The organism is Microbispora bryophytorum (assembly GCF_006874465.1).
Classification (GTDB): domain Bacteria; phylum Actinomycetota; class Actinomycetes; order Streptosporangiales; family Streptosporangiaceae; genus Microbispora; species Microbispora bryophytorum.
Genome location: NZ_VIRL01000004.1, coordinates 1 through 26,978, shown reverse-complemented (window position 1 = coordinate 26,978; position 26,978 = coordinate 1). Strand labels below are relative to the sequence as shown.

The window sequence follows — 26,978 nt, the reverse complement described above, 5'->3', positions numbered from 1 at the left end:
GGAGGTCCCGGTGAGTGTTGGCACGCGCCCGAAAGGGCGGCGGGCGACGACGCCCGCGTCCCGCCCCCCGGCGGCCTCCGCCTACGTGAGCGGCGCCGCGAGCGAGGCCGTACGGCCCACGATCGAGGCGCCCCGCCGACCGGCCAGGGTGCTCGCGGTCCTTCCCCTCGCGCTCTATTTGGAGATCAGGAGCGAGGCCGAGCCGCACGTCGTCGCCGTGGTGACGGGCGAGGCGACCCGTCTGCCCAACGCCGTGCTGCTCGCGGAGCGCCTCGGCGGGGTGTCGGCGGGCGACGACGCCTGGGTCGGCGAGGGGTCCGTCGAGGTCGGCGGCGTGTCGATCTGCGTGCGCCGCTGGTGGGACCCCGCTCCCCCGCTCGGCCCCGCCGACCCCGCGCGGCTCGCGCCCGCCCTCGGCCTGCTCGGCCGTGTCCGCGCGGCCTCGCCCCGGCGTCCGGGTCTGGTCCCGGACGGCGCCCCGGCGCTGCTCGATCGCGGCTGCCGGTCCGGTTCGCTGGTGGAGAGCATCACCGCGGCCGAGCGGCTGATCGGCCTCGGCCCGGGGCTGACGCCGAGCGGCGACGACATGCTCGCCGGCCTGCTGGTCGCGCTGCGGCACCTCGGCGCGGCGGCGGGAGCGCCGCGCGCCGTATGGCTGGCCGACTGGCTCGCCGCGGCGGTCACCTACGACGCCCGCACCCGGACCACGCCCATCTCGGCCACCCTGCTGCACTGCGCCGCCAGAGGCGAGGCGAGCCCGGAGGTCACCGGGGTGCTGTGCGGCGCGGCCGGGCACCAGCCGCTGGAGCCGGCCGTGCACCGTCTGCTCCGCCTCGGGCACACCTCGGGCGCCGACCTCGCGTGGGGCGTGCAGATCGGCCTGGCCGCCGTCCTCGCCCATCGGGAGGGCCGGTGAACGATCTGGTCGAGGTGCGCCCCGGCGTCTACCGCGACTCCGTGACGCTGATGCGGGTGAGCCGGGCCCTCACCGAGCACCCCGGAGTCACCGTCGCCGTCGTCGCGATGGCGACCGAGCTCAACCTGGACCTCGCCCGCGATCTCGGCTTCGCGGTGCCGCCCGCGACGCCCGGCGACCTGCTCGTGGCGGTGCGGGCCGGCTCGCCGGCGGAGCTGGAGGACGCCGCCGCCGAACTGGAGCGGCAACTCGCCGCACGGGCGCCGGCGAGCGGGACGCGGGGCGAGGCGCCGCCGCGTACGACCCGGTCGGCGGCGCGGGCCTTCGAGGCGAGCCTGGCGCTGGTGAGCGTGCCGGGCGAGCACGCCTTCGCCGAGGCGCTCGACGCCGTGGAGGCCGGGCTCTCGGTGATGATCTTCAGTGACAACATGCCGGTGGAGCAGGAGATCTTCCTCAAGGACCGGGCACGGGCCAGGGGCGTGCTCGTGATGGGGCCCGACTGCGGCACCGCGGTCGTGGGCGGGGCCGGCCTGGGCTTCGCCAACGTCCTGCGCCCCGGGCCCGTCGGCGTCGTGGCCGCCTCGGGCACCGGCGCCCAGCAGGTGACGAGCCTGCTCGACCTCGCCGGCGTCGGCGTGTCCCACGTGCTCGGCGTGGGCGGCAGGGACCTGTCCGCCCAGGTGGGCGGGCGCTCGGCCGTGCAGGCGCTGCGCGCGCTCGACGAGGACCCGGCGACCGAGCTGATCGTGCTGGTCTCCAAGCCCCCCGCCCCCGAGGTGGCCCGTGCCGTACGGGACCTCGACCTGGCGACGCCGGTCGTCGCCGCGCTGCTCGGGCCGGGGCAGGACGACCTGACCACCGCGGCGGAGAAGGCGCTGCGGGCCCTCGGCCGCGACGTGCCCGCGTGGCCGTCCTGGCCCGCCCCGGCGCGACGGCCGGACACGACGGGGACCCTGCGGGGGCTCTACGCCGGCGGCACGCTGTGCGCGGAGGCGGCGTTCGTCGCGGGCACGGGCGAGTTCACCGACTTCGGCGACGACGCCTATACCCGGGGCCGGGCCCATCCCATGATCGACCCGACGCTGCGGCTGGAGGCGCTGCGCGGCGTCGCCTCCGGCGTCGCGCTGATGGACGTCGTGCTCGGGCACGGCGCCGACCCCGACCCGTCCTCCTGGCTCGCGCCCGCGATCCGCGAAGCGGTGGCCGGGGATGTGGACGTGGTCGTGGCCGTCGTCGGCACCGACGGCGACCCCCAGCGGCTGCGCGCCCAGGCCGCCCGGCTGAACGAGGCCGGGGCGGCGGTCTTCACCTCCAACGCCGCGGCCGCCCGGCACGCCCGCCTTCTCGCGGGCGGGTGACGGACGTGGCCGCGCCTACCCCGATCGGAGCCGGATGACCCTCTCCATGCTGTACGGCGAGCCGCGCGTCATCACGGTGGGCGCGCAGGTGCTGGGCGAGGCGCTGGACCGGCAGGCCGTGCCGCGGCGGGAGGTCGACTGGCGGCCGCCGCTGCCGGGTGCCTCCGCGGCCCTCGCGCGGGTGCTGGCCGACCCCCGGCGCGAGAGCGCCAACGCCACCGCCGTGGGGCGGATACTGTCGGCGCGGCCCATGCTGACCGGCGTACGCCCGGCGCGTGAGGCTCTCGGCCTGGGCGCCGGGGAGTTCTTCCACGCCGGTCCGCCGATCACCTGGGAACGGGCCTCCGGCCCGATGCGGGGGGCGCTCGTCGGGGCGATGCTGTTCGAGGGTCTGGCGGCCGCCCCCGAGGAGGCGGAGGACCTCCTGGCCTCCGGCGCGGGGATCACCCTCGACTCCTGCCACCACCACCGCACGGTCGGCCCGATGGCGGGCGTCGTCAGCCCGTCGATGTGGATGCTGGAGGTCTCCGACGCCGAGCACGGCGGCACGGCCTACTGCTCGCTGAACGAGGGGCTGGGCAAGGTCCTGCGCTACGGCGCGTACGGGCCCGAGGTGATCGGGCGGCTGCGCTGGATGGGCGAGGTGCTCGGGCCGGCGCTGGCGGCGGCGCTGGAGCGGTGCGGCCCCCTCGATCTGCGCACGCTCATCGCGCAGGCGCTGCAGATGGGCGACGAGCTGCACAACCGCAACCGCGCCGCGACGTCCCTGATGGTGCGCGAGATCGCGCCCGCGGTCGTGGAGGCGGCCCCGGACCACGCGGCCGAGGTGCTGCGATTCATCAACGGAAATGATCATTTCTTCCTGAACGCGGGAATGGCGGCGGCCAAAGTCAGCGCCGACGCGGCGCGCGGCGTGCCCGGGTCGAGCCTGGTCGTGGCGATGGCGCGCAATGGGACCGATTTCGGAATACAGGTGTCGGGTCTCGGCGACCGGTGGTTCACCGGCCCGGCCGGCGTGCCCGACGGCCTCTACCTCGGCGGATACGGCCCGCACGACGCCAACCCCGACATCGGCGACTCCACCATCACCGAGACGGTGGGCCTGGGCGGCTTCGCCATGGCGGCGGCCCCCGCGATCGTCCGGTTCGTCGGCGGCGAGGTGGCCGACGCCGTGACGGCCACGACCTCGATGTACGAGATCACCATGGCCGAGCACCCGGCGTACCAGATCCCGGGGCTGGGCTTCCGCGGCACGCCGGCCGGCATCGACGTCGCGCTCGTGGCCAGGACCGGTCTGCTGCCCGTGGTGAACACCGGCATCGCGGGCAGGATCGCCGGGACCGGCCAGGTGGGAGCGGGTCTGGTCAGCCCCCCGGCCGAGGCGTTCACGGCCGCCCTCGACGCGCTGGGCGACCCGTGAATTCCCTTCGACCGTCATCAGACCGTAATATCGTCGTCAACCTCAGATAACCGATGCAATTCGCACGGTCCGTTCGGTAGATCTTGCGGAGCGAGCGTGAATTGGGGACCTAATCTATGACGACAGATCGCCTGCTCGGTATGGTCCCCCCTATGCCAGAGGGTCAGGGACCTGTCGGCCGCGCCCCCACGGGGGGCGCCCCCGAAGGGCAGGGCCGTCTTGTCGGCCGGCGCTACCGGCTGCTGTCCCCCGTGGGCCGCGGCGGCATGGGGATGGTGTGGCACGCCCATGACGTGCTGCTGGACCGGGACGTCGCGGTCAAGGAGCTGCTCCTGCCGTTCGGGCTCGACAACGCCGGCGCGCAGAACGCCCACCGGCGCATGCTGCGCGAGGCGCGCTCGGCCGCCCGGCTCAGCCATCCCGGCATCGTCACCGTCCACGACGTGGTCGAGGAGGACGGGCGGCCGTGGATCGTGATGGAGCTCGTCCGCGCCTGGTCCCTTGAGCAGGCCGTGCGGCAGAGCGGCCCACTGCCGGTCGTGCAGGCCGCCGAGATCGGCATCCGGGTGCTCGACGCGCTGCGCCACGCCCACGCCGCCGGCATCCTCCACCGGGACGTGAAGCCCGGCAACGTGCTGCTCACCGCCGACCGCGTGGTGCTCACCGACTTCGGCATCGCCGCCATCGAGGGCGACGTCACGATCACCCAGACCGGGCTGCTCATGGGCTCGCCCGCCTACATCCCGCCGGAGCGCCTGCAGGGCCGCACGATCACCCATGCCGCCGACCTGTGGTCCTTCGGCGCGACGCTGTACGCCGCCGTGGAGGGCCGCCCGCCGTACGAGGGTCCGGACGCGGTCGCCGTGCTCGGCGCGGTGCTCACGCAGGAGCCCAACCGGCCGCGCCGCGCGGGCGCGCTGCTGCCGGTCATCGAGGGCCTGCTCCGCAAGAACCCGGCCGACCGCCTTCCGGCCGCGCAGGTCGCGGAGATGCTGGAGCGGGTGCTGCACAGCCACGGCGCCGGACTGCCGGGCCGCGCCGGCACGCCGACGTCGGTGCCCACCCCCCAGGACTCCACGCCCGCGAGGTTGCTGCCGCCGCTCGACATCCCCTCGGGACCGCTGCCCTCGCGCATCATCGAGACGCCCTCGGGTCCGGTCCGCGTGCCGCTGACGGCGGAGAACCTGGCGCCGGGCGCGGCCACCCCGCCCGGCGTCGCGCCCCGTCCCATGGAGCCCCAGGCCGGGGAGCCCCGGCCCGCCGACCCCGCGTACGAGCCTCCGGCTGCGTTCGGGTCCACAGGCGGCTTCGGGTCTGTGAGCGGCCTCGGGTCTGTGAGTGGCCTCGGGTCTGGGGGCGGCTTCGGGCAGGCCCCCGCCTTCGACTCGGGCTTCGACCCGCTGTCGTCCCCCTCGGGGTCGACACACGCGCCGGAGCGGCCCAAGGAGGCCATGTGGCCGACGCCCACGCCGGGTGACATGCCCGGCGACCTGGGCGGCGCACAGGGGGCGCCGCACCGGCCAGGGCACCATGCGGCCCACCATGCGGCGCACCAGCAGACGGGACCACAGCACGCGACGCCGCAACACGCGGCTCCGCAGCATGGGGCACCGCAACACGGGGCACCGCAACAGGCCGTCTCGCCGCAGGCCGGCGATTCCGATCCGGTCGCGGACGCCACGGGTCCGCACACCCCCAGGGTGGGGCGCAGGCGCAAGGAGCAGGCCGCCGAGGTCGCCGGCGGCGAGGGCCGGTCGAAGGTGCTGCTCGTCGTCGCCGCCGCGGCCGTGGTCGCGGTGATCGCCGCGATCGTGTTCGTGCTGCTGCCGAGCGACCCGGGCGGCGTCGTGGTCTCCCAGCAGGACGGCAGGTCGGGCCCCACTCTCGCGCCCACCGACGCCCCCACGCCGACCGCTCGCCCGCTGTCGGCCGTACGCGTGCCCGAGGGCTACCAGCCGGTGACCGAGGGCGGGGTGGCGCTGGCGGTGCCCAAGGAGTGGACCTCCACGGCCGACGCCGACTCCGTCAAGCTCACGGGCCCGAAGGACAGCGGGCAGAGCATCACGATCAAGAGGATCCCCGACGGCAGCCTGGCGGCGCTGCGGTCCGCCGAGCAGAACCTGAACATCAAGGACTTCACCGACTACACGCAGGTCCAGCTGCACCAGGTGGACTACCGCTACCCCGCGGCCGACTGGGAGTACACCTACACCAACGCCAACGAGGTCACCGTCCACGCGGTCATCCGCTACCTGGAGGCGGGCGAACGCGCATACGCGATCATGTTCGCCTCGCCCGACTTCGACTGGAACGAGTCCGCGGCACCGGTGCGGCAGGCCCTCTGGAGCACCTTCCGCGCCGCCTGACGCCCGGTCCTCACCGGGGCGGCGCAGCAGCGCGGGCCTCACCGACGCCGTCGCGTGGCGATCGTGTTCCGGCACCCTTCCGGCGAGGACGTCCTGATCGACCACGCGTGAATCCCGGATTCCAAGGAGTGCCGGTGCGGACCTTCGAGGCGCTGCGGGAGGACGATCCCCGGCAGGTGGGGCCCTTCCGGATCGAGGCGCGCCTGGGCGAGGGCGGGATGGGCCGCGTGTATCTCGGGCGTTCGCGGAGCGGGCGGGCCGTCGCGGTGAAGGTGGTGCGGCCCGAGTTGGCCGGCGACGCCGAGTTCCGCCGCAGGTTCGACCGCGAGGTCGCCACGGCCCGCATGGTCAACGGCTTCTTCACGGCCGGAGTGGTCGACGCCGACCCGCAGGGGTCGCCGCCGTGGCTCGCGACGGCGTACGTGCCCGGCATGTCGCTGGAGGACGCCGTCGGCGAGCACGGGCCGTGGCCGGAGGAGTCCGTGCTGGCCCTGGCCGCGGGGCTGGCCGAGGCGCTGGAGTCGATCCACGCGGCCGGGGTCGTCCACCGGGACCTCAAGCCGTCGAACGTGCTGCTGGCCGGGGACGGCCCCCGCGTCATCGACTTCGGCATCTCCCTGGCCGCCGAGGGCGGTTCGCTGACGAAGACCGGCATCACCATGGGCACCCCCGGGTTCATGTCCCCGGAGCAGCTCAAGGGCACCCGGGTCGGACCGGCGAGCGACGTGTTCTGCCTGGGGCTCGTGCTGGCGTTCGCCGCGACGGGCACCGGGCCGTTCGGGCAGGGGTCATGGCAGGGGCTGTGGTACCGCATCGTCCACGAGGAGCCCGCCCTCGACGCGCTGCCGCCCACGGTGCGGACGCTGGTCGCGCGGTGCCTGGACAAGGAGCCCGAAGGGCGGCCGGCCCTGTCGGCCGTGCTGAACGAACTGGCCGGCAGCGGCCGTGACTTCGCCTCGCCCACCCAGCCGGGCAGATGGCTTCCCCCGACCGTGGCGCGGGCGGTGCGTACGCGTGTCGTCCCGACCCGCGCGGTGACCGCCTCGCCGGAGCCGCCCCGCACGCCGTTCGGCGGGCCAGGCCCGCAGGTGGTCCCACCCGGTCCGCGGCCGGCCTTTCCCGCGCCGCCTCCCGCGTACGTTCCTCCCGCTCCCTACGCGGCGGGGCCCGCGCGCCGCCCGGCGAGGCCGTACGCGCCGCCGGTGCGTCCCCCGGCCGGTCGACGGCCCCGGCGGTACCCTCCCTGGCTGCGGCGGACCACGCGCGCCTGGGCGGTCCTCTGCGGGCTCCTCATGGCCGTCACCGCCGTGTGCGCGGTCGGCATGGGCATCTCCGCCACGCCGAGGAGCGTCTCCGGCGACGGTTCTCCGTTGACCGTCGCGCTGAACCCCGCGCTGAAGCCGGCGATCTACGTCTCCGGCGCGTCACCCGATCCGCGCTGCGAGGTCGAGACCGGCCGTGGGCGGAGCGTCCGGATCGCCCGGCCGGCGACGAGCTACCGGCCGTTGGCCGTGGGCCGCGCCAAGTGGCGGCTGCTCTACGAGATCCGCGCGCCGAAGACGGACACCTACACGGTGACGTGCTCCGGCGACGACACCGTGTTCGGCGTCGGAGCGGCGCCCTCGGCCGGCGTACGGGGCGTCGCCGGCGCCGCCGCGGCGCTCCTGGTGCTCCTCGCCGTCCTCGGGGCGCCGGCCCTGCTGGTGGCCGCTCTCGTCACCCGGAAGTCACGCCCGGCCCGCTGAGCCGCAGGCGTGGCTGCGGTCACTTGGCGTCGGCGTAGCAGGTGACGGCCACCGCCTCCATCGGGAAGCGGACCGCGGTGTCGCCGAACAGCAGCCGGGTCGCCTCGTGCGCGGCGCGGCCGACGGCCTCGCGGACCTCGCCCGCCACGCCGAGCGGGCAGTGCACCATCACCTCGTCGTGCTGGAAGAACACCAGCCGCGCCGGTTCCGGCAGCAGCCCGCGCAGCACGGCGAGGAGCGTCAGCGCCCACTCGGCCGCCGTGGCCTGCACGACGAAGTTGCGGGTGAACCTCCCCCGGTCCCTGGCCGCCCTGGCGCCCTCGGGACCGGCCACCAGGCGCCGCCACCGGTCCGACGGGGGCGGGCAGGTGCGGCCCAGCCACGAGCGGACCAGCCGCCCCTCCTCCCCCGCCCGTGCCGCGTCCTCCACGAACGCGTACGCCTTGGGGAACCGCTGCCGCATGACGGCCAGCAGCTTGGAGGCGTCGCCGCTGGTCCCGCCGTACATCGCGGACAGCATGGCGATCTTGGCCGACTCGCGGACCCCGCCGAACGCCTGGGCCAGCGCGGCGTACAGGTCGATCTCCCCGGCCGCCCGCGCGAGCCCCCGGTCTTCGGACAGCGCGGCCAGCACCCGCGGTTCGAGCTGCGCGGCGTCGGCGACGACGAGCGTCCAGCCGTCGTCGGCCAGCACGACCCTGCGCATGACCTTGGGGATCTGCAGCGCGCCGCCGCCGCTGGTGGCCCACCGGCCGCTCACCACCCCGCCCACGACGTACTCGGGCCGGAAGCGGTCGCCGCTGACCCATTGATCGGCCCAGGTCCACCCGTGGAAGCTGAACAGACGGGCCAGTTCCTTGTACGCCAGCAGCGGCGCGACGGCCGGGTGGTCGACCGCCTTGAGCACGTGGGAGCGGGTGGACGGGATCTCGATCCCGGCCGTCTTGAACGCCCGGACGATCTGCTGCGGGGAGTCGGGGTTGACCAGGTGACCGAAGACGGCCGACACCTCGTCGGCCAGGGCCTGGAGCTTGCCGGGCCGCATGCCGTGGGCGGGACGGGGCCCGAGCAGGTCGGTCAGCAGCGCGTCGTGGACGTCCTCACGCCAGGGCATGCCGTCGTGGCCCATCTCGGCGGCGATGAGCGCACCGGCCGACTCGGCGGCCACGAGCAGGCGGAACCGCCCGGGATCGGCCGTGCGCGCGACGCGGCGGCGCTGGTCCTCGAACACCTCGGCGACCATGTCGGCCTCCGGCACGCCGTGTTTTGGCGGCGCCGGGTCGAACAGGCTCGCCTGCGTGCCGCCCGCCTGATGCGCGTCAGACGCCTCGTGCGGGTCGTCGGGCACCGGGAGGCCGCGCAGGCGCGCATAGGCCGCCTGGACCTGTCTGGGCTCTCCGTAGCGCCCCTCCGCCGCCAGCAGGAGGTTCTCGGTCAGCGCGACGTCGTGGCAGCGCGCCGGCCGTACACCGGCGGACAGGAGCGCCGGGTAGACGCGGCGCGCGTCGGCCCACACCCAGCGGGGCCGCTCGGCGGCCTCCAGCGTGCGCACGGCCGCCGCGAGATCGGAGACCCGGCTCGCCGGCTCGCCGAGCGGCTTCACGGTGCCGCCCCCCTCGGCGTCGGCCGCCACCACAACGTGCACCCCACCAGCCTGCCAGGCGGCCCCGACATTTATCCGGCCGCGCCCGGCCGATCAGAGCGGGATCTCGACCTCGTCCTCCAGCGGCGGCTCCTCCTCCTGCGGCAGGCAGCCCGTCGCGGCGAAGCAGCGCAGCCGGAGCGTGTCCCCGGTGACCGACAGGTGGAGGAAGCTCTTGAAGAAGGGCGGGGTGTCCCAGTCGGACAGTTCGGAGATGTATCGGTGGAAGACCCGCCCCACCGGCAGGCGGAACGGCATCGGCCAGCCGCCGAGCAGCCGGGCCGCCCACTTCACCCGCGCGCCGATCGGCGCCCCCGGCGTTGGCCGGGGCGGGGTGTTGCCGATCCGCCGGGACATCAGGGCCAGCCCCTCCTCGGGGGTGATGTAGAGCCCGCGCAGCCGCAGCCTCCTGCTGTAGAGCAGGCTGTAGAACGACAGCGAGTCGCCGCGCAGCGGATAGCACTTGAAGTCGTCCTCGTGGACGCCGCCCACGTCCACCCGGGAGATCGTGTGGGTGGCGTGCATGAACGCCCCGCCGCCTCCGGACACGACGTACTGGATGAGCCGCCCCTCCACCCGGACCGGGTAGCGCTGGTAGTTGTGCACGTCGCCGCCGATGGCCGCGACGTAGTTGTGCGCCGGGTCGCGGACCACGTCGTCCACCGTGCCGCCGCCCTCGATCTCGCAGGGGTGGTAGGCGTTGTTGACGTAGATCGGCTTGCCGGTGATCAGGATCTTGGGCCGGGGGTCGGTGGAGACCCGGCGCAGCCACTCGCCCTGCTCGCGGTCGAGGGTGCCCTTGATCCCGGTGTCGATGCCGACGAGCAGCAGGCGGCCGGTGTCGATCACCCAGTAGGGCCCCGGCAGCGCCGGGCCCGGATCGGGCCGCATCTTCCCGGCCTCGGCGAGGGCGTCCTCGTCGATCGTCGCCGGCTTCTTCCACAGCAGCCCGCGCAGCCCGTCGGGGGACAACCGGAAGCCCCGTTGCTCGGCGGACAGGGGGTGGGCGGCGCAGAAGACCCGCATGAAGCCGCCGAGCCCGTCGTACCAGTCGTGGTTGCCGGGCACGGCGAAGATCGGGGCCGGGTAGTCCTTGTAGGGCCGGAAGAACTTGTCGCCGTACTCGTTGCCCGAGCCGGTCGGGTAGATCACGTCGCTCGCGATGACGGCGAACGCGGTGCCCGCGCCGAGCTTGAGCAGCCCGGGCACCACCGCGTACTGCGAGGCGTCGCCCTCGCCGGTGTCGCCGAGCACCAGGAACGAGAACTCCTCCCCCAGGTCGAGCCTGACACGGAAGTCCTCGTCCACGCCGCGGTCGCGCTGCGCCGCCACCCAGCGGGGGCGCACCTGCGGCGAGGGGTCGCCGAACAGCTGGGCGAGGACCTCGTTGCGGGACCGCCACAGGGTCGGGGGGTTCAGCCAGGTGAAGGAGTCCCGGTTGGGCCGCAGCGCGTCGAACGTGCCGATCTGCGCGCAGTCCCAGCCCGCTCCGGCCTGCGACACCCGTGACGAGACCTGCTTCCCCCGCGCGGCGGCCGCGCCCACATCGACCATGGGAACAATCTTGGCCTTTCCATCGCCCCCATCGACAAGATTTGCCCGAACTTGCGGGGACGTGAATGGTGCGACGCACGGCGGAGGAGGGAACTCGTGGCGAGCCCGCGAGTGACGGCGGCGACGTGGCGCGGGGCCGCTCGGGGCGACACCACGCAGGAAAGGCGGTGCTAGGGGATCAGCACACCCGGGTTGAGGATCCCGGCGGGATCGAGCCGTTCCTTGATCCCCCGCAGGATCTCGCCGCCCAGGTCGCCGATCTCCGCGGCGTACGCCTCGCGGTGGTCGCGGCCGACGCCGTGGTGGTGCGAGATCGTGCCGCCCGCCTGCACGATCGCCTCGTTCGCCGCGCGTTTGGCGGCCGCCCACTGCCCGAGGGGGTCGCGGGTCTGCGCGGTCACCACGGTGAAGTACAGCGAGGCCCCCGTGGCGTAGACGTGGGAGATGTGGCACATGACCAGCGGGGAGCCGAGCGCGCCGAGCAGGGCCAGCCGCACGGCGTCGTACAGGCGCGGCAGGTTCGACCAGAAGCAGGCGGTCTCCAGCGTCTCCACCGTCGCCCCCGCGGCCAGCAGGGAGTCGCGCAGGTAGGGGGCGGAGAACCGGCCCCGCGCCCACGCGTCCCCCGGCTCCGGCCCGAGGTGCACCCCGCCCGCCTCGACCAGCACGGCGGAGGCGCCGTCCCGCCGGTGGGCCACGTCGCCCGGGGAGCCCTCGAAGCCCGCCACCAGCAGGCAGCCGGAGTCGCGCCCCGCCGCGCCGAGGTCGGCCGGCTTCGCCAGACCGACCATGGTCTCGGTCTCGTCCGACAGCCGCAGCACCGTGGGCGGCGGGCCCTCCTGCTGCGCGAGCCGCCGCATGGCGGCCGTGCCCTCGGCGAAGGTGGCGAACCGCCAGCCCTCGTACGCCCTGACGTCCGGGGCCCTGCGGACGCGCAGCCGCAGCGAGGTGATCACCCCGAAGGCGCCCTCGGAGCCCAGGAACACCTGGCGCAGGTCCGGCCCGGCGGCCGACCGGGGCGCTCGGCCGATCTCCAGCGTGCCCCGGGGCGTCGCGACGGTCATGCCGGCGACCATGTCGTCGAACCTGCCGTACCCGGCCGAGGCCTGCCCGCTGGACCTGGCCGCCGCGAACCCGCCCAGCGTCGCGTACTCGTACGACTGGGGGAAGTGCCCGAGCGTCAGCCCGTGCGCGGCGAGGAGCTGCTCGGCCTGCGGCGCGCGCAGGCCCGGCTCCAGCTCGGCGATCATGGACACGGGGTCGACGGAGACGAGCCGGTCGAGCCGGGCCAGGTCGAGCGCGACCACGCCCGCGAAGCCCCCCTCGGAGCCACACCGGGCCGCCACGAGGCCGCCGACCACCGAGGTGCCCCCGCCGAACGGCACCACGGCCACCCGCTGCTCCGCGCACAGGCGCAGCACGGCGGCCACCTCGTCGTGCGAGCCGGGGAGCACGACGGCGTCGGGCGCGTCCGAGGCGTCCCCCGAGCGCATGCGCAGCAGGTCGGGGGTGGACTTGCCCCGGGTGTGCCGGATGCGGGCGTCGTCGTCGGCCCGCACGTGCCCGTCTCCCACGATCGCGGCCAGCGCGGCCAGGACGGGCGGCGGCAGCGCCACCGGCGGCAGCCGCACCTCGCCGAACGTCGCCGCCGGCGTGGCGGGCGCCCGGACGCCGAGGAGTTGCGCCAGCAGGTCGCGCACCGGCGGGGGCAGCTCGGCGGCCTTGGCCGGATCACCCCAGCCCGACCAGAGCATGGGTTCCGCCGCCGTGAGAGGGGTTTCCATAGCCGTCGCGCCTCCAGGTAGGTTACTAAAGAGTAATGCGGGAGTAGTGGAGGGGACATGAACTCCTCATTGAACGCCGCCAGGCGCCGGTGGGAGCTCGACGAGGCGGGCACGGACGTCGTGGACGTGCTCGTGGTCGGCCTGGGGGCGACGGGGGCCGGAGCCGCGCTCGACGCCGCCTCGCGCGGGCTGTCGGTGGCCGCCGTGGACGCCCACGACCTGGCGTTCGGCAGCTCTCGGTGGAGCTCCAAGCTCATCCACGGCGGGCTGCGCTACCTCGCTAGCGGCCAGGTCGGCGTGGCGTGGGAGAGCGCGGTGGAGCGCGACGCCCTGCTGCGCTTCACCGCGCCCCACCTGGTCGCCGCCCACCCGTACGTGCTGCCGCTGACGCCGGACGTCCCCCGGGCGCAGGCCGCGGCCCTCATGACCGGCTACCGCCTGGGCGACGCGCTGCGGGCCGCGGCGGGCACGCCGCGGCGCCTGCTGCCCGGCCCCTCGCGGCTTTCGGCCGGCCGGGCGCTCGCCCTCGCCCCGTCGCTGCGCGCGGACGGCCTGCGCGGGGCGCTGCTGTCGTGGGACGGCCGGGTGGTGGACGACGCCCGCCTGGTCGTGGCGCTGGCGCGCACGGCCGCCGCCCACGGCGCGCGGATCCTCACCCGGTGCCGCGCGCTGGCCCTCGCCGGGGACGGCGCCCGGGTGCGCGACGAGCTGACCGGCGACGAGTTCGACATCCGGGCCCGCACGGTGATCAACGCGACCGGCGTGTGGGCCGGAGAGCTGACGCCGTCGGTGGTGCTGCGTCCCTCGCGGGGCACGCACCTCGTCCTGCGCCCCGGGGCGCTCGGCGCGCTGCGCGCGGGGCTGCACGTGCCGATCCCCGGCGAGCGCGCCCGCTTCGCGCTGGTGCTCCCCCAAGCCGACGGGCGGGTCTACGCCGGGCTGACCGACGAACCGCTCGACGGCCCGGTCCCGGACGTCCCCGAGGCTCCCGAGAGCGACGTCGCGTTCCTGCTGGAGGTCATCGGGACGGCCCTGGACCGGCCGCTGTCGCGTGCGGACGTCGCCGGCGCCTTCGCCGGGCTGCGGCCCCTGGTCGACGCGGTGGACGCACCGGAGGCCGCCGGCGGCCGGACGGCCGACCTGTCCCGCCGCCATGCCGTGCTGCGCTCGCCGGACGGCGTCGTGACGGTCGTGGGCGGGAAGCTCACGACCTACCGGCGGATGGCCGAGGACGCCGTCGACGCCGCCTGCCCCGACGCCCGCGCGAGCCGTACGGCGCGGCTGCCCCTCGTCGGGGCCGGGCCGGTGCGTCCCGGCGCGCCCGGGCGGCTGGCCCGCAGGTACGGCTCGGAGTCCTGGGCGGTGCGCGACCTGATGCGCGCGGACCCGGCCCTGGCCGAGCCGGTGGCGCTGGGGATCACCCGGGCCGAGCTGGTGTGGGCCGTGCGTCACGAGGGCGCCCTGGACGCCGGCGACCTGCTGGACCGGCGGACCAGGATCGGGCTGGTGCCCGAGGACCGCGCGGCGGCCCTCCCCGCCGCCGAGGCCGCCCTGGCCTACGCCTGACCGGCACCGACCCCCGGCGCCGTCCCTGGCGTGCTCTCGATCTCTGTACACAGCGGGCAATATCGGGACATTTACGTCTTTAACGCGGATTTACGACCCCGCGGCCGCAGCCCTTGACGCGATTGGTTAAGGTTAGTCTTACCTAAGAAACACGAGTGAGGGACGGGACCGGATGGCCAACGGGTGCGAGCACCCCGCCGCCTGCCACGCGGGGGAGGCGCCGATCCTGGCGAGCGCGACCAGGAAGGGCCGGTTCTGGCTGCTCATCGAGCACGCGGGGCCCTGGGCCGCGGAGCTGGAGGAGTGCCGGCTGCCGGATGACGTCCACCGGCTGATCTCCCGCGCCAGGGCTCTTGACATCCGGCCGCAACTGATCCGCCGGCCCGGCCGCCGCGAGGCCCGTACGGGCCCCCTGCACGTCTATGTCGCCGCGGCCGCGGTGGACGATCCGTGGCTCGCCGAGGGCTTCGTGGAGCGCCCCGACGATCTTGACCTGGGCGCTCTCGTGCACGGAGTGGTTCCGGAGTCCTGCATACTGGTGAACGAGCCGATGTACCTGGTCTGCACGCACGGTCGGCACAACGCGTGCTGTGCCCGTCTGGGACTCCCGCTGGCGCGGTTCCTCGACGAGAACCTGTCCGGCGAAGTGTGGGAAACCACACATGTCGGCGGCGATCGATACGCCGCCAACCTCGTATGCTTGCCACACGGGCTTTACTACGGCAGCATGTCTCAGGCTGCTGCGATCGCGGCGGCAAACGCGTACCGGCACGGCGAGGTCGTCCTCGACCGTTTCCGGGGACGCGCGGGCATCCCTGAGCCACTGCAGGCCGCTGAGCACTTCGTCCGGGCGCATACCGGCGAGATCTCGGTCGGCGGGGTGGCCGTGGAATCCTCCCGGTCGGTTGACGACACCACGGTCTGCGTCGTGCGGCGCACGACGGAGCGTGGGACGTCGCGGTTTCGGGTCGTGGTCGAGCCCACGGTGCTCACGGCACCGTGCGGGTTGACTTGCGCCGACGGAATCCCGACCTACAGGTTGGCCGAGCTGAGCGAGCTCACGCCGGTGTTGACCTGAGGGCTCCGCCCCGGAGCCGGGAACACCACGGCCTATCCCTGCGTTGGCACAAGGGACGCCACAAGCGTCCAATGCGGCACAAACACTGAAATACCTCTCACCAAAGGTGGTTTCTCATGTCTCAGGTACGTCGGCAGCTCGCCCGCCCGCGCCCCAGCTGGGGTTGGCAGGATGATGCCGCGTGCCGGGGAGAGGACCTGGTGCTGTTCTTCGGTCCTGACGGCGAGCGTCAGCCCGAGCGCGACATCCGGGAGCGCAAGGCCAAGGCCATCTGCGCTCAGTGTCCTGTGCGAGCGGAGTGCCTCGACTACGCGCTCTCCCGTCCGGAGAAGTACGGCACGTGGGGCGGTCTCAACGAGGACGAGCGCGCGTCCGAGCGTCGCCGTCGCATGCGGCGCGCCGCCAGCGCCGGAATCAGCGCCGTGGCCTGAGCATTTCCCCCTTCCCCGACACGCGTCACCGCTGGGCGCTTCGCGTCCCGTCCCCCGATGTGGGCGACGGCGCACGCGGAGCGCCCTTCAGGTTTCATCCGTCCCTCCGCACCCCGCCGCGGCCAGCAGCCCCAGCACGTCGTCATCGGTGAGCTGGTCGAACCGCCGGTACCACTGGCCCACCGCGCGGAAGTTCTCCGGGGTGGCCGGCACGACGATCTCGTCCGCCTCTCCCCGCATCGCCTCCACCGTCTCCGGAGCGGCGACCGGCACCGCCAGCGTCACCCGGCCCCACCCCGCCTGGATCGTCCGTACGGCCCGCAGCGCGGCGCGCGCCGTGCCTCCGGTCGCCAGGCCGTCGTCCACCACGATCACGTCACGGCCGCGCAGCTCCGGCAGCGGCCGCTCTCCCCGGTAGACCCGCACCCGCCTGGCCAGCTCGCGCCGCTCCCGCCCGGCCACCTCCGCCACGTCCTGCGGTTCCAGGCCGAGCCGGTCGAGCGTCTCGGAGTCGAACACGGGCCGCCCGCCCTCCGCGATCGCGCCGACCCCGAGCTCGGGCCGGGCCGGATGCCCGATCTTCCGGGTCACCAGCACGTCGAGCGGGGCGCGCAGCCGCTCCGCGATCGGCGCGGCCACCGCCACGCCGCCGCGCGGCAGGGCGAGCACCACCGGATCCTGCGGAACCATGTCGCGCAGAACCTCGGCGAGCAGTGCACCCGCCGCTGCCCGGCCGGCGTACGGCAGCCGCACCCGGATCGTCCTCACGCCCCGGTCATACCCACCCGCAACGGAACGCACCCGGGCCTACGGGCGGCCCATGCCCCGCATCTGCTTGTGGATGGTCTTCCACTTGCGGGTCTCCTCGGCGCGCAGCCGGGCGTCGGTGCGGCGGGCCATCCAGGCGGCCTCCCGCTGGAGCCTGTTCCAGCTCTCCAGCCGCCGCTCGGGCAGCTCGCCCGACTCGACCGCCGCCAGCACCGCGCAGCCCGGTTCCTCCCGGTGCCGGCAGTCAGAGAACCGGCAGTCCTCGGCCAGCTCCTCGATGTCGGAGAAGACCAGATCGACGCCCTGGCTCATCTCGTACAGACCGACCCGGCGGATGCCGGGGGTGTCGATGACGAGCCCGCCGCCGGGCAGCACGATGAGCTGCCGGTGGACGGTGGTGTGCCTGCCCCGCCCGTCGGCGGCCCTGATCTGCTGGGTCTCCATGACCTCCGCGCCGGCGAGGGCGTTGACGAGCGTGGACTTGCCCGCGCCCGACGCACCGAGGACCACCGCGGTCCCCGAGGGGCCGAGGTGGGCGCGCACCAGATCCACGCCGTCGCCGGTGAGCGAGCAGACCGGGTGGACGTCGACGCCCGGCGCCGCCGCCGCGACGTCGGCGAGGAGATCGTCCAGACCCTGCTCGAAGAGGTCGGCCTTGGTGACGAGCACGACCGGCCGGGCGCCGCTCTCCCAGGCGAGCGCCACGAGGCGCTCGATCCTGCCGAGGTCGGCGCTGTGCTTGCCCGGGGGGACGACCCCCCCTGGCCCTTCGGGCGGCGTGGCGTGCATGGACGGCTCGGCCACGAAGACCACGTCGACGTTGGCGGCCAGGACCTGGCCCTGGCCGTCGCCCGACAGCCCTCCGCGCGAGTCGCGGCTCACGCCGCCCCGGACGAAGGCCGTACGGCGGGGCAGCACCTCGGCCAGTTCGTAGCGGCCCCCCTGGGATGAGGACAGGTCGAGCCGGGCGAGCGCGACCCAGTCGCCCACGCACGGGAGCGCGAGCGGATCGGCCGCCGCGGCCCTGCGTACGCGGGCGCCGAACCGCGCCTGATGGTTTCCGTCGGCGGCGATGACCTCGGCGGCGCCCCGGTCTACCCGCGCCACACGCGCGGGAACGGCGCCGCCGGGCAGGTCGGGCAGCTGCTCCGCGAGCCCGTCGTGCCAGCCGAGAAGAGAAAGTTCGTTGAACACTGCTGGAAACACCCTTCGGAAACCGGGCGTCCCAGCGAGAAGAGACTAGGCGGACACCCGGGAGTTGACGGACGGCATGGTCGTCAGAAAGACCCGCATAGTCCTCACCTCCCTGGTCCTGGCCGCTCGGTGGCGGCGACGGGGGAACAGTAACAGCCCCGCACTCACCCCCCGCAACCCATTTATCCCCCACCCATGCCGTGATCTTGTAGTTTGTCGCAGAGCGAAGAGAAAGCACAGGTAGACGACATAGCAGCGCAGTCGTGATCTTGCAGAGATTCATCGAATCAGTCGCCGACCTGGCCTTCAAGCGCTCGTGATCTTGCAGTCGGCGGAGACTGCAAGATCACGTTGCGACTATCGGCAGGCCAGGTGGGCAGCCGCGACATCTCGCGCAAGATCAAGCACACGGATGGCGCAGGTCACTGGCTGTCGATGCGACAAACCGCAAGATCACGAAGGTGCGGTGCGAGGTCCGCCCGCACCCTTGCGACAAACCGCAAGATCACGGTGGTTGGAAGGTCAGGACAGGCCGGGCGCGGGGAACCGGCCGGTCAGCTCGGTGACCTCGCCGTGCACCCGTGCGATCACGTCCTCCGCGTCGCCCTTGGCCACGGCGGTGACGACCTCGTCCATCCACGCCGCGATCTGGCGCATCTCGGCCTCGCCCATCCCGCGCGAGGTGACCGACGGCGTGCCGATGCGGATGCCGGACGGGTCGAACGGCTTGCGCGGGTCGAAGGGCACGGTGTTGTAGTTCGTCTCCAGGCCCGCCCGGTCGAGGGCCTGCGCGGCCGGCTTGCCCCCGACGCCCTTGGACGTGAGGTCCATCAGGATCAGGTGGTTGTCGGTGCCGCCGGAGACCAGGTCGAACCCGCGGGCGAGCAGCTCGTCGGCGAGCGCCTGCGCGTTCTTCACGATCTGCGCGGCGTACGTCTTGAACTCCGGCTGGGCGGCCTCGTGCAGGGCGACCGCGATGGCGGCGGTCGTGTGGTTGTGCGGGCCGCCCTGCAGGCCGGGGAACACGGCCTTGTCGAGCGCCTTGGCGACCTCGTCGGTGTTCGCCATGAGCATCGCACCGCGCGGGCCGCGCAGGGTCTTGTGGGTGGTCGTGGAGATCACGTCCGCGTGCCCGACCGGCGAGGGGTGGGCGCCGCCGGCGACGAGGCCCGCGATGTGGGCGATGTCGGCCGCGAGCACCGCGCCGACCTCCTTGGCGATCTCGGCGAAGGCCGGGAAGTCGATCGTGCGCGGGATCGCGGTGCCGCCGCAGAAGATCAGCTTGGGCCGGTGCTCCAGCGCCAGCGCGCGCACCTCGTCCATGTCGATGCGGCCGGTGTCGCGGCGCACGCCGTAGCGGACCGAGTTGAACCACTTGCCGGTGGCGGACACCGACCAGCCGTGGGTCAGGTGACCGCCGAACGGCAGGCCCATGCCGAGCACGGTGTCGCCCGGGTTCAGGAACGCCAGGTAGACGGCGAGGTTGGCGGGCGAGCCCGAGTAGGGCTGGACGTTGGCGTGACTCACCCCGAAGACCGACCTGGCCCGCTCGATCGCCAGCGTCTCGATCTTGTCGATGACCTGCTGGCCCTCGTAGTAGCGCTTGCCCGGGTAGCCCTCGGAGTATTTGTTGGTGAGAACGGTCCCGGTCGCCTCCAGGACGGCCCTGGACACGTAGTTCTCGGACGCGATCAGCTTGACGGTGTCGGCCTGCCGCCGCTCCTCCGCCCTGATCAGTTCGGCGATCTCGGGATCGACGACGTTCAGCGAGTTCTCAGCCATGGCGCCTTCCTTCTCCACGTCGACGGCGGCGGCGACCCAGGCGCACGGCCTCCGCAGATTCGCTCCCCGGTGGTGCCCCACCTGCGCCCATCGGGCGTTCCAGCGCCAGTCACGATGCCTCAACCCTAGCGGAGCGCGCCTCGTCCGAGAGCCGGGTGCGGCCCGGAACGAGGCTACGGAGTGAGGGTCGGAGTGAGCCTCGGAATGCGGTCCGGAACAGGGCTTGGGATGAGGCTCGGGGTTGGGCTCAGGGCTTGCGTTCAGGCATTGGGTTCAGGGATCGGGCTCAGGGCGCCGAGATCGGCACGTCCCGGAAGACGCCGTCCGGTCAGGCGTCATCGAGGGGAAGGTCGGCGAACAGCCCGAACCCGGGAACGTCGAAGCCGATCTCGTCCAGCCCCTCCGGCACACCCGTGTACGTGGCGTAGAGCGGAAGCACGTCGCCCGGGTTGAGGAGCTGGCCCGGGATCGCGCTGCACAGGCACCCGCCGTCCTTGCTCGCGGGCACGAACTTGGAGCCGCTGGGCGGATCCACGAGGGCGGCGCCCGACATCTGGTCGCCGAACACATTCCTCGGCCACCATCGGTTCCCGTCCTTGAGCGTGACCGTCAGCTGCACGCTCACGGAGGTCCCCCTCCGCCGCACCGAGTCGACGGTCACGTGGAGCAAGGAGCCGTTGAACGTGACGTCCCGCGCCGCCAGCGGCCCCTTCGGGGTCGTCCCGCCGCCGAAGGGGCGCAGCGTCAGGAGCAGGATCGCGGCGGCCACCGCGAGCGCCCCTCCAGCCACCGCGATCGGCACCCAGCGGCGGCCGCGCCGCCCACCCGTGCCACCCGCCCCCGAGCCAACCGCCCCCGAGCCGCCCGCCCCCGCGTCGCTCCGTTCTGTGCCGCCGCGTCCCCTGCCGCCGCGCGCTCCGCCGCCCTGTTCTGTGCCGCTGCGTTGTGTGCCGCCCTGGTCTGCGTCGCTGTGTTGTGTGCCACGCAGTCCCGTCCCGTCCGGCCCGTCCGCGCCGTACGGCTCCGCGCCCGCGCCCGGGACCGCCTGGCGCGTCGTCTCGCCGGGGGCGGCCCAGATGTCGGTGACGATCCTCGTGGCGGCCTCGACCGCGACCTCCTCCCGGCCGAGCAGCCGGTCGAGGAGCCGCTGGGCGCTCGGCCGCCGGGCCGGATCCTTGTCCAGCGCCTGCTCGACCAGGGGCCGCAGGCGCTCGTCCATCCCCGTCAGGTGCGGCACGTGGTGCGCGACCCGGTAGAGGACCTCCGGCGCCGCGCCGCCGCCGAACGGCGGCCTGCCGGTGGCGGCGTACGCGACCACGCACCCCCAGGCGAAGACGTCGGCCGCCGAGGTCACCGGCTCCCCGCGCGCCTGCTCGGGCGGCATGTAACTGGGCGTCCCGATCACGGTGCCGGTCCGCTCGGCCAGCATGTCGGCGAGATGAGCCACACCGAAGTCGATCACCCGGGGGCCGAGGGGCGACAGCAGGATGTTGGACGGCTTGAGGTCGCGGTGCACGATCCCCGCCTCGTGGATGGCGGCGAGGGCCGTCGCGACGCCGACCGCGAGCGCGTCGAGGTTCGAGCCGGACAACGGGCCCTGCGCGTCGATCACCGCCGACAGGTCGGGACCGTCCACGTATTCGGTGACGAGATAGTGCCGGTCGCCGTCCTGCCCGGCGTCGAGGAGCGGCGCGGTGCAGAACCTGGCGACCCGCTTGGCGGCCTCCGCCTCCTTGCGGAACCGGGCCCGGAACTCCTCCTGGGCGGCCAGCTCCGGCCGCATGACCTTGAGCGCCACCTGGCGGCCCCCCGGGTCGCGGGCGAGATAGACGATGCCCATGCCGCCCTCCCCCAGGCGGCGTACGGGAACGTAGGGGCCGATCGTGCGCCGGTGGGTCGCGGTGGAGTCGCCGGCGGAAGGCTGTGCGTCCATCGACGCCATCCTTCCATCGCCACCGGGATAGATCAGCCTTTATCGGACTTGCGGTGATGGTGCTCGTGCCTGGTGGCGCCGCCCAGCGGCCACAGGCGGTCCACCTCCGCGTTCAGCGTCGCCCCGATGAGCACGGCGAGCGCGGTGATGTAGAGCCACAGCAGCACGGCGATCGGCGCCGCGAGCGAGCCGTAGATCGACAGCGGGGTGAACCAGGCCGCGAGCACCTCGCGCAGGAACGCGGCGCACCCGATCCAGATCACCAGCGCCAGCAGGGCCCCCGGAGTCTCGCGCCACCAGCGCGTCCGGTGCGGCACGCTCACGTGGTAGAGCAGCGTGAGCATCAGCACCGAGCCGATCACGAGCACGGGCCAGTAGAGGACGGTCACGAGCGCGGCGTACCTGGGCAGGGCGTTGGACATCAGGGTGGGCCCGATGACCAGGATCGGCATGACGACCAGCCCCATCAGCAGCGCGGCGAGGTACAGGCCGAACGACAGGACCCGGGTGCGGATGATCCCCCGGGTCTCCCCCAGGCCGTACGCGATGGATATCAAGTCCACGTAGACGAACAGGGCCCGCGAGCCCGACCACAGCGACAGCAGGAAGCCGACGGAGATCAGCGAGACCTGGCCGCCGCTCAGCACGTCGGCGAGCAGCGGTTTGACGACCCGCTGGACGGTGTTGTCGGTGAACAGCAGCTCGGACTGGTCCACGACCCAGCGCTTGATCTCGGCGATGGCGGCCGGGCCGAGCAGCCCGCTCAGGTGGCCCATGACGCCGAGCAGCCCGAGGACGAACGGCGGCAGGGACAGCAGCGCGAAGAACGCCGCCTCGCCCGCGAGGCCGGTCACCCGGTAGTTGACGCCCGCCATCGTGGTCGCCTTCGCCAGGGCCCAGAGGTTCGTGTCGCGCAACCAGGTGAGACGCGCCCTGGCGAGCGCCATGCCCTGGCGCGTGAGGCGCCGCGGCCTGCGCGACGGCGCGTCCGTGGAGGTCATGGCACCCAACCGGTCATGAGAACTGGGCTCTACCCGCTGCCGCGGCGGTTAGTACGTGACCTGCGGGCGGGATTGTCGCCGCCAAGAATAGGGGCCCCCGCCCCCTGCTCGCGAGAACCGCGTTTCCCACGTCGTCATCAGGGCGCTCACGTCCCCGGTCCATGCCCGCGCCGCGCCCCTGCGGCCGGCCCGGTTCGCAGCACGGCGTTCACAATGGAGACATGATCTGCCGAGCGTGTGGAGAGCACCGGCACGAGGAGTGCCGCGGCGGATCCTGGTGCGACTGCCAGCATCAGGAGCCGTCCGAGAAGGAACACGAGGCCGAGCCGCCGGAGAACTGGGTCCGCAAGGGCTGACCCGCGTTACATTGCCGTCACAATCCCGCATCCTGGACACGAACTTGGACATCCAGGATCTCAGAGGTATCGTTTGGGACATGCCAGCGGACCCGTTGCTCGTCGTGCGACGCCACGTCGATCTCCTGCGTGTCCGTAGCGCGATCTGTATCGACGCCGGCTGACCGTCGCCCTCCGCTGATCCATCCGGGCGCTTGGCCAGGTGTCGTTTTTGTATGCCCTCACGCTCGACGGCGAGGTGAGAGGCCACCTGCGCCGGCGTCCCGCCGAAACCCGATCTCAGACCGAGCCTCGGAGAAGGACGTGTGCCCATGAGCACCCCGGCCCGCCCGGCGAACCGCCACCACAAGCGCCCGCGCGGCGAAGGTCAGTGGGCTCTCGGTTACCGTGAGCCGCTGAACAAGAACGAGGAGAACAAGAAGGCCGATGACGGGCTGAACGTCCGCCAGCGGATCATCGACGTCTACTCCAAGCAGGGCTTCGACTCCATCGACCCCGCCGACCTGCGCGGCCGCTTCCGCTGGTACGGCCTGTACACGCAGCGCAAGCCGGGCATCGACGGCGGCAAGACGGCCATCCTGGAGCCCGAGGAGCTCGACGACCGCTACTTCATGATCCGCATCCGGACCGACGGCGGCCAGCTCAGCCTCCAGCAGCTCCGGGTGATCGCCGACGTCTCCAACGACTACGCCAGGGGCACCGCCGACGTCACCGACCGGCAGAACATCCAGCTCCACTGGGTGGAGATCGAATCGGTGCCGGACATGTGGACGCGGCTGGAGGCCGTGGGCCTGTCCACCACCGAGGCGTGCGGTGACACGCCGCGCGGCATGCTCGGCTGCCCCCTGGCCGGGATCGACGCCGACGAGGTGATCGACGGACGGCCGCAGCTCCAGGAGATCCGCGAGCGCTACATCGGCGACCCGGCGTTCTCGAACCTGCCGCGCAAGTTCAAGACCGCGATCAGCGGCTGCGCCGCCCACTGCACGGTCCACGAGATCAACGACATCTCGTTCGTCGGCGTGGTGAACGAGCAGGGCGAGGCCGGCTTCGACCTGTGGGTGGGCGGCGGCCTGTCGACCAACCCGATGTTCTCCAAGCGGCTCGGCGTGTTCGTCCGGCCCGAGCAGGCCCACGAGGTGTGGGCCGGCGTCGCCGGCATCTTCCGCGACTACGGCTACCGGCGACTGCGGGGCAGGGCGCGGCTGAAGTTCCTCGTCAACGACTGGGGCGCGGAGAAGTTCCGCGACGTGCTGCAGACCGAATACCTCAAGTACGAACTGCCCGACGGCCCGGCTCCCGCGGCGCCGCGAGGGGACCGGCGCGACCACGTCGGCGTCCACCTCCAGCGGGACGGCAACTACTACGTGGGCTTCGCACCCCGCGTGGGCCGTCTGAGCGGCGACCTGATGCACCGGATCGCCGACATCGCCGAGCGCCACGGGAGCACCCGCGTGGCGACCACGATCGAGCAGAAGATGGTCATCCTCGACGTCGCGCCCGAGCAGGTGGAGTCGATCGTGGCCGAGCTTGAGGCGGCCGACCTGCGGGTCAACCCGTCCACGTTCCGCCGCCAGACGATGGCCTGCACCGGCATCGAGTACTGCAAGCTCGCGATCGTCGAGACCAAGAACGCCGCGTCGGAGCTGATCGACGAGCTGGAGCGGCGTCTGCCGGACTTCAACCAGCCGTTGACGATCAACCTCAACGGCTGCCCGAACTCCTGCGCCCGCATCCAGACGGCGGACATCGGGCTGAAGGGCCAGCTCGTCGTCAACGACAAGGGTGAGCAGGTCGGGGGCTACCAGGTCCACCTGGGCGGCACGTTCGGCCTGAACCCGAGCTTCGGCCGCAAGGTCCGCGGCCTCAAGACCACGGCCGAGGACCTGCCCGACTACGTCGAGCGGGTCGTGCGCAACTTCGAGAAGCAGAAGAACGACGGCGAGACCTTCGCCGAGTGGGTCCAGCGCGCCGACGAGGCCGACCTGAAATGACCACCGAGAGGGCTGCGCCGTTCTACTGCCCGTACTGCGGCGAGGAAGACCTGGAGCCCTACGTGACCGAGGAGGAGAGCCACGGATGGTACTGCAGGTCCTGTGCCCGCGCCTTCCGGGTGAAATTCCTCGGCCTCGGCGTGCGTTCGTGATTTCCGAGGGCTTTCATCCAATCATCCGATGAACCAATGAACGACGTGTGAGGAGTAGCGATGTCGGTGGTGGAGATAGAGGCAGGACTGGAGCGGCAGCGGGTGACGCTGGACCTCCAGGGCATCGTGGAGTCCGCGGCGCGCTTCCTTGAGGACGCGCCCGCCCGGGAGATCATCCGTTGGGCCGCGGCCACCTTCGGCGACCGCCTCTGTCTCACCTCGTCGATGAGCGACGCCCTGCTGATCGACCTGGTCAGCAGGGTCAAGCCCGGCGTCGACGTGCTGTTCATCGACACCGGCTACCACTTCGCCGAGACCGTCGGCACGCGGGACGCGGTCGAGGCGGTCTACAAGGTCAACGTGATCAACGTGAAGCCGTCCAGGACCGTCGAGGAGCAGGACCGCGACCTGGGGCCGCGCCTGTACGGTCGCAATCCCGACCTGTGCTGCTACCTGCGCAAGGTCGAGCCGCTCAACCGGGCGCTGGAGCCCTACCTCGCCTGGGTGTCGGGCATCCGCCGCGACGAGTCGCCCACCAGGGCGACCACCAAGGTCGTGGAGTGGGACGCCAAGCGGCAGATGGTGAAGGTCAACCCCATCGCCCGGTGGACCCAGGAGGACGTGGACAACTACATCGCCGACAACGGCGTCCTGATCAACCCGCTGCACTACGACGACTACCCCTCGATCGGCTGCGCCCCCTGCACCCGCCGGGTGGCACCGGGCGAGGACCCGCGCAGCGGCCGCTGGGCCGGCCTCGGCAAGATCGAGTGCGGCATCCACCTGTGACGACCGTCCCGCACACAGGCGCGCCGCTGATCGCGGTCGCGCACGGGTCCCGCGACCCGCGCGCCACCGCGACCGTGGAGGCGCTGCTCGACGGCGTACGGCGGGCGCGGCCCGGCCTGGACGTCCGTGCCGCCTATCTCGACCACGCCCCGCCGTCGCTGCCGCAGGCACTGTCGGGACTGGACGAGGCCGTCGTGCTCCCCCTGCTGCTCACCGCCGCCTATCACAGCCGGGTGGACATCCCGGCGGCGCTGCGGGAGGCGACCGGCCGCACGCCGCGGCTGCGGGCCGTCTGCGGCCCCACGCTCGGCCCGCACCCGCTGCTCGTCCGGGCCCTCGAACGCCGCCTCTCCGAGGCCGGTGTGGAGATCGGCGATCCGGACACCGCCGTGGTGCTCGTCTCGGCCGGCTCCAGCGACCGCCGGGCGAACGCGACGATCGCCGCCGTCGCCCGCGAGTGGGCACGCACCCGGCCCTGGTGGTCGGTCACCCCCGCCTACGCCTCGGCCGCCGCACCCACCCCCCGGGACGAGGTCGTGCGGCTGACGCACGCGGGCGCCCCGAAGGTCGTGGTGGCGCCCTACCTGCTGGCCCCCGGCCACTTCGCCGACATGGTGGAGCGCGACGCCCTGGAGGCCGGGGCGCACGCCGTGGCAGGCGTCCTCGGCTCCGCCCCCGAACTGGTCGCGCTCCTGCTCGAACGCCACGCCCAGGCCGTACGCGCCGCCTCCAAGGCCGCCTGACCGCGCGGCCGGGGCTAGGTGAAAAGGTCGTCGGCGGAGGCGACGGGGGCGGCCCTGCGGACCCAGGTGCCGAGCTGGCTCAGGTCCTCACACCGGCGGATCCGTTAACGCGCTTCGTCGGAGATCTCCAGACCACGGGCGTCGAGCACCGTGAGAATCGAGTCGATCTCGCCTTCCGCACGGCCCTCCTCACGACCTTTGTCAACCCAGTGGGAGAAGTACTTCTCGCCGAGACGTACTCATCTAGTGCTGTGACCGCATAGGTTCGCCGGGTAGCTGGGATGCTCCTATGGATGTCAAGCTGCGAGTTTTTGATCATTTGGTGTGGTGATGATCCGGTAGAGCTCGCGGGCGACGTAGCGTTTGAGGCAGCGGATGATCTCTTTTTTGGAGAGTCCGTCTTTGG

The 26,978-nt window shown here is 73.1% G+C and carries 21 protein-coding genes and 1 riboswitch; of the genes, 13 read left to right on the top strand and 8 right to left on the bottom strand.

Going from position 1 to position 26,978, the window contains the following annotated elements:
* Nucleotides 1-10: 10 nt before the first annotated feature.
* The 5 genes from FLX07_RS10360 to FLX07_RS10340 all read left to right on the top strand — a co-directional run bounded on the left by FLX07_RS10360 (nt 11) and on the right by FLX07_RS10340 (nt 7,805).
* Entirely contained in the window at nt 11-916 is a 906-nt protein-coding gene (locus FLX07_RS10360; RefSeq protein ID WP_229689665.1) for an oxamate carbamoyltransferase subunit AllH family protein, read from the top strand.
* Complete coding sequence (locus FLX07_RS10355) at nt 913-2,274, top strand: FdrA family protein (protein ID WP_229689664.1); 1,362 nt, start codon at nt 913-915, stop codon at nt 2,272-2,274. Before FLX07_RS10360 ends, FLX07_RS10355 begins: the two co-directional genes overlap by 4 nt.
* A 34-nt stretch (nt 2,275-2,308) precedes the next feature.
* Nucleotides 2,309-3,694 carry a YlbE family protein gene (locus FLX07_RS10350; RefSeq protein ID WP_142570009.1) on the top strand — a complete coding sequence of 462 codons (1,386 nt, stop codon included), beginning with the start codon at nt 2,309-2,311 and terminating at the stop codon, nt 3,692-3,694.
* Nucleotides 3,695-3,846: 152 nt separating this feature from the next.
* Entirely contained in the window at nt 3,847-6,060 is a 2,214-nt protein-coding gene (locus tag FLX07_RS36955) for a serine/threonine-protein kinase (protein ID WP_208762150.1), read from the top strand.
* Nucleotides 6,061-6,194: 134 nt separating this feature from the next.
* A complete protein-coding gene (locus FLX07_RS10340) occupies nt 6,195-7,805 on the top strand; it encodes a serine/threonine-protein kinase (RefSeq protein ID WP_208762149.1) in 1,611 nt (536 codons plus the stop codon).
* Between the two features lie 19 nt (nt 7,806-7,824).
* Here the strand turns inward: FLX07_RS10340 and FLX07_RS10335 are convergent, their stop codons facing one another.
* The 3 genes from FLX07_RS10335 to FLX07_RS10325 form a co-directional block, all read right to left on the bottom strand.
* The gene (locus tag FLX07_RS10335) at nt 7,825-9,450 is read right to left on the bottom strand and encodes a bifunctional 3'-5' exonuclease/DNA polymerase (protein WP_142570008.1); all 1,626 of its coding nucleotides are present in this window, start codon (nt 9,448-9,450) and stop codon (nt 7,825-7,827) included.
* Nucleotides 9,451-9,501: 51 nt separating this feature from the next.
* Complete coding sequence (locus FLX07_RS10330; RefSeq protein WP_142570006.1) at nt 9,502-11,001, bottom strand: metallophosphoesterase family protein; 1,500 nt, start codon at nt 10,999-11,001, stop codon at nt 9,502-9,504.
* A gap of 170 nt (nt 11,002-11,171) precedes the next feature.
* A complete protein-coding gene (locus FLX07_RS10325; protein ID WP_223853258.1) occupies nt 11,172-12,785 on the bottom strand; it encodes an FAD-binding oxidoreductase in 1,614 nt (537 codons plus the stop codon).
* A gap of 57 nt (nt 12,786-12,842) precedes the next feature.
* On the opposite strand from FLX07_RS10325, the gene FLX07_RS10320 reads away from it, so the two are divergent.
* From FLX07_RS10320 to FLX07_RS10310, 3 genes are all read left to right on the top strand, one after another.
* Nucleotides 12,843-14,351: a glycerol-3-phosphate dehydrogenase/oxidase gene (locus FLX07_RS10320; protein WP_142570004.1), complete on the top strand. Its 1,509-nt coding sequence runs from the start codon at nt 12,843-12,845 to the stop codon at nt 14,349-14,351.
* A gap of 172 nt (nt 14,352-14,523) precedes the next feature.
* The gene (locus tag FLX07_RS10315; RefSeq protein ID WP_142570002.1) at nt 14,524-15,429 is read left to right on the top strand and encodes a sucrase ferredoxin; all 906 of its coding nucleotides are present in this window, start codon (nt 14,524-14,526) and stop codon (nt 15,427-15,429) included.
* 116 nt (nt 15,430-15,545) lie between these two features.
* On the top strand, nt 15,546-15,860 hold the full coding sequence (locus FLX07_RS10310; protein ID WP_076434697.1) for a WhiB family transcriptional regulator: 315 nt from the start codon (nt 15,546-15,548) through the stop codon (nt 15,858-15,860).
* A gap of 87 nt (nt 15,861-15,947) precedes the next feature.
* On the opposite strand, the gene FLX07_RS10305 is transcribed toward FLX07_RS10310, so the two are convergent.
* The 5 genes from FLX07_RS10305 to FLX07_RS10285 all read right to left on the bottom strand — a co-directional run bounded on the left by FLX07_RS10305 (nt 15,948) and on the right by FLX07_RS10285 (nt 22,538).
* Nucleotides 15,948-16,628, bottom strand: coding sequence for a phosphoribosyltransferase (locus FLX07_RS10305; protein ID WP_167748189.1), 681 nt, complete (start codon nt 16,626-16,628; stop codon nt 15,948-15,950).
* A gap of 39 nt (nt 16,629-16,667) precedes the next feature.
* Nucleotides 16,668-17,822 (bottom strand): ribosome small subunit-dependent GTPase A, encoded by a 1,155-nt coding sequence (gene rsgA, locus FLX07_RS10300; RefSeq protein ID WP_229689663.1) that lies wholly within the window; start codon nt 17,820-17,822, stop codon nt 16,668-16,670.
* 522 nt (nt 17,823-18,344) lie between these two features.
* Nucleotides 18,345-19,622 carry a serine hydroxymethyltransferase gene (gene glyA / locus FLX07_RS10295; RefSeq protein WP_425280120.1) on the bottom strand — a complete coding sequence of 426 codons (1,278 nt, stop codon included), beginning with the start codon at nt 19,620-19,622 and terminating at the stop codon, nt 18,345-18,347.
* 9 nt (nt 19,623-19,631) lie between these two features.
* A riboswitch (ZMP/ZTP riboswitch) is annotated at nt 19,632-19,727 on the bottom strand.
* Nucleotides 19,728-19,932: 205 nt separating this feature from the next.
* Nucleotides 19,933-21,537, bottom strand: a complete 1,605-nt coding sequence (locus tag FLX07_RS37625) for a serine/threonine-protein kinase (RefSeq protein ID WP_223853257.1) — start codon at nt 21,535-21,537, stop codon at nt 19,933-19,935.
* 32 nt (nt 21,538-21,569) lie between these two features.
* Nucleotides 21,570-22,538, bottom strand: coding sequence for a YihY/virulence factor BrkB family protein (locus tag FLX07_RS10285; RefSeq protein ID WP_223853256.1), 969 nt, complete (start codon nt 22,536-22,538; stop codon nt 21,570-21,572).
* Nucleotides 22,539-22,759: 221 nt separating this feature from the next.
* Here FLX07_RS10285 and FLX07_RS38340 point away from each other — a divergent pair, with 221 nt between their 5' ends.
* The 5 genes from FLX07_RS38340 (at nt 22,760) to FLX07_RS10265 (ending at nt 26,572) form a co-directional block, all read left to right on the top strand.
* A complete protein-coding gene (locus tag FLX07_RS38340) occupies nt 22,760-22,894 on the top strand; it encodes a hypothetical protein (RefSeq protein WP_263407616.1) in 135 nt (44 codons plus the stop codon).
* A gap of 311 nt (nt 22,895-23,205) precedes the next feature.
* Nucleotides 23,206-24,888, top strand: coding sequence for a nitrite/sulfite reductase (locus tag FLX07_RS10280; RefSeq protein ID WP_142569994.1), 1,683 nt, complete (start codon nt 23,206-23,208; stop codon nt 24,886-24,888).
* Nucleotides 24,885-25,040 (top strand): Insertion element protein, encoded by a 156-nt coding sequence (locus FLX07_RS10275; protein WP_142569992.1) that lies wholly within the window; start codon nt 24,885-24,887, stop codon nt 25,038-25,040. The genes FLX07_RS10280 and FLX07_RS10275 overlap by 4 nt, the downstream gene beginning before the upstream one ends.
* A 60-nt stretch (nt 25,041-25,100) precedes the next feature.
* The gene (locus tag FLX07_RS10270) at nt 25,101-25,829 is read left to right on the top strand and encodes a phosphoadenylyl-sulfate reductase (RefSeq protein WP_142569989.1); all 729 of its coding nucleotides are present in this window, start codon (nt 25,101-25,103) and stop codon (nt 25,827-25,829) included.
* Nucleotides 25,826-26,572, top strand: coding sequence for a sirohydrochlorin chelatase (locus FLX07_RS10265; RefSeq protein WP_229689662.1), 747 nt, complete (start codon nt 25,826-25,828; stop codon nt 26,570-26,572). The genes FLX07_RS10270 and FLX07_RS10265 overlap by 4 nt, the downstream gene beginning before the upstream one ends.
* Nucleotides 26,573-26,978 lie beyond the last annotated feature (406 nt).

Coding starts and splice junctions, on each gene's coding strand:
- FLX07_RS10330 (WP_142570006.1), bottom strand. CDS start 11,001: ATGGTCGATGTGGGCGCGGCCGCCGCGCGGGGGAAGCAGGTCTCGTCA.
- FLX07_RS10315 (WP_142570002.1), top strand. CDS start 14,524: ATGGCCAACGGGTGCGAGCACCCCGCCGCCTGCCACGCGGGGGAGGCG.
- FLX07_RS10350 (WP_142570009.1), top strand. CDS start 2,309: ATGACCCTCTCCATGCTGTACGGCGAGCCGCGCGTCATCACGGTGGGC.
- FLX07_RS37625 (WP_223853257.1), bottom strand. CDS start 21,537: ATGGACGCACAGCCTTCCGCCGGCGACTCCACCGCGACCCACCGGCGC.
- FLX07_RS10325 (WP_223853258.1), bottom strand. CDS start 12,785: ATGGAAACCCCTCTCACGGCGGCGGAACCCATGCTCTGGTCGGGCTGG.
- FLX07_RS10270 (WP_142569989.1), top strand. CDS start 25,101: ATGTCGGTGGTGGAGATAGAGGCAGGACTGGAGCGGCAGCGGGTGACG.
- FLX07_RS10285 (WP_223853256.1), bottom strand. CDS start 22,538: ATGACCTCCACGGACGCGCCGTCGCGCAGGCCGCGGCGCCTCACGCGC.
- FLX07_RS10280 (WP_142569994.1), top strand. CDS start 23,206: ATGAGCACCCCGGCCCGCCCGGCGAACCGCCACCACAAGCGCCCGCGC.
- FLX07_RS10320 (WP_142570004.1), top strand. CDS start 12,843: ATGAACTCCTCATTGAACGCCGCCAGGCGCCGGTGGGAGCTCGACGAG.
- FLX07_RS38340 (WP_263407616.1), top strand. CDS start 22,760: ATGATCTGCCGAGCGTGTGGAGAGCACCGGCACGAGGAGTGCCGCGGC.
- FLX07_RS36955 (WP_208762150.1), top strand. CDS start 3,847: ATGCCAGAGGGTCAGGGACCTGTCGGCCGCGCCCCCACGGGGGGCGCC.
- FLX07_RS10275 (WP_142569992.1), top strand. CDS start 24,885: ATGACCACCGAGAGGGCTGCGCCGTTCTACTGCCCGTACTGCGGCGAG.
- FLX07_RS10310 (WP_076434697.1), top strand. CDS start 15,546: ATGTCTCAGGTACGTCGGCAGCTCGCCCGCCCGCGCCCCAGCTGGGGT.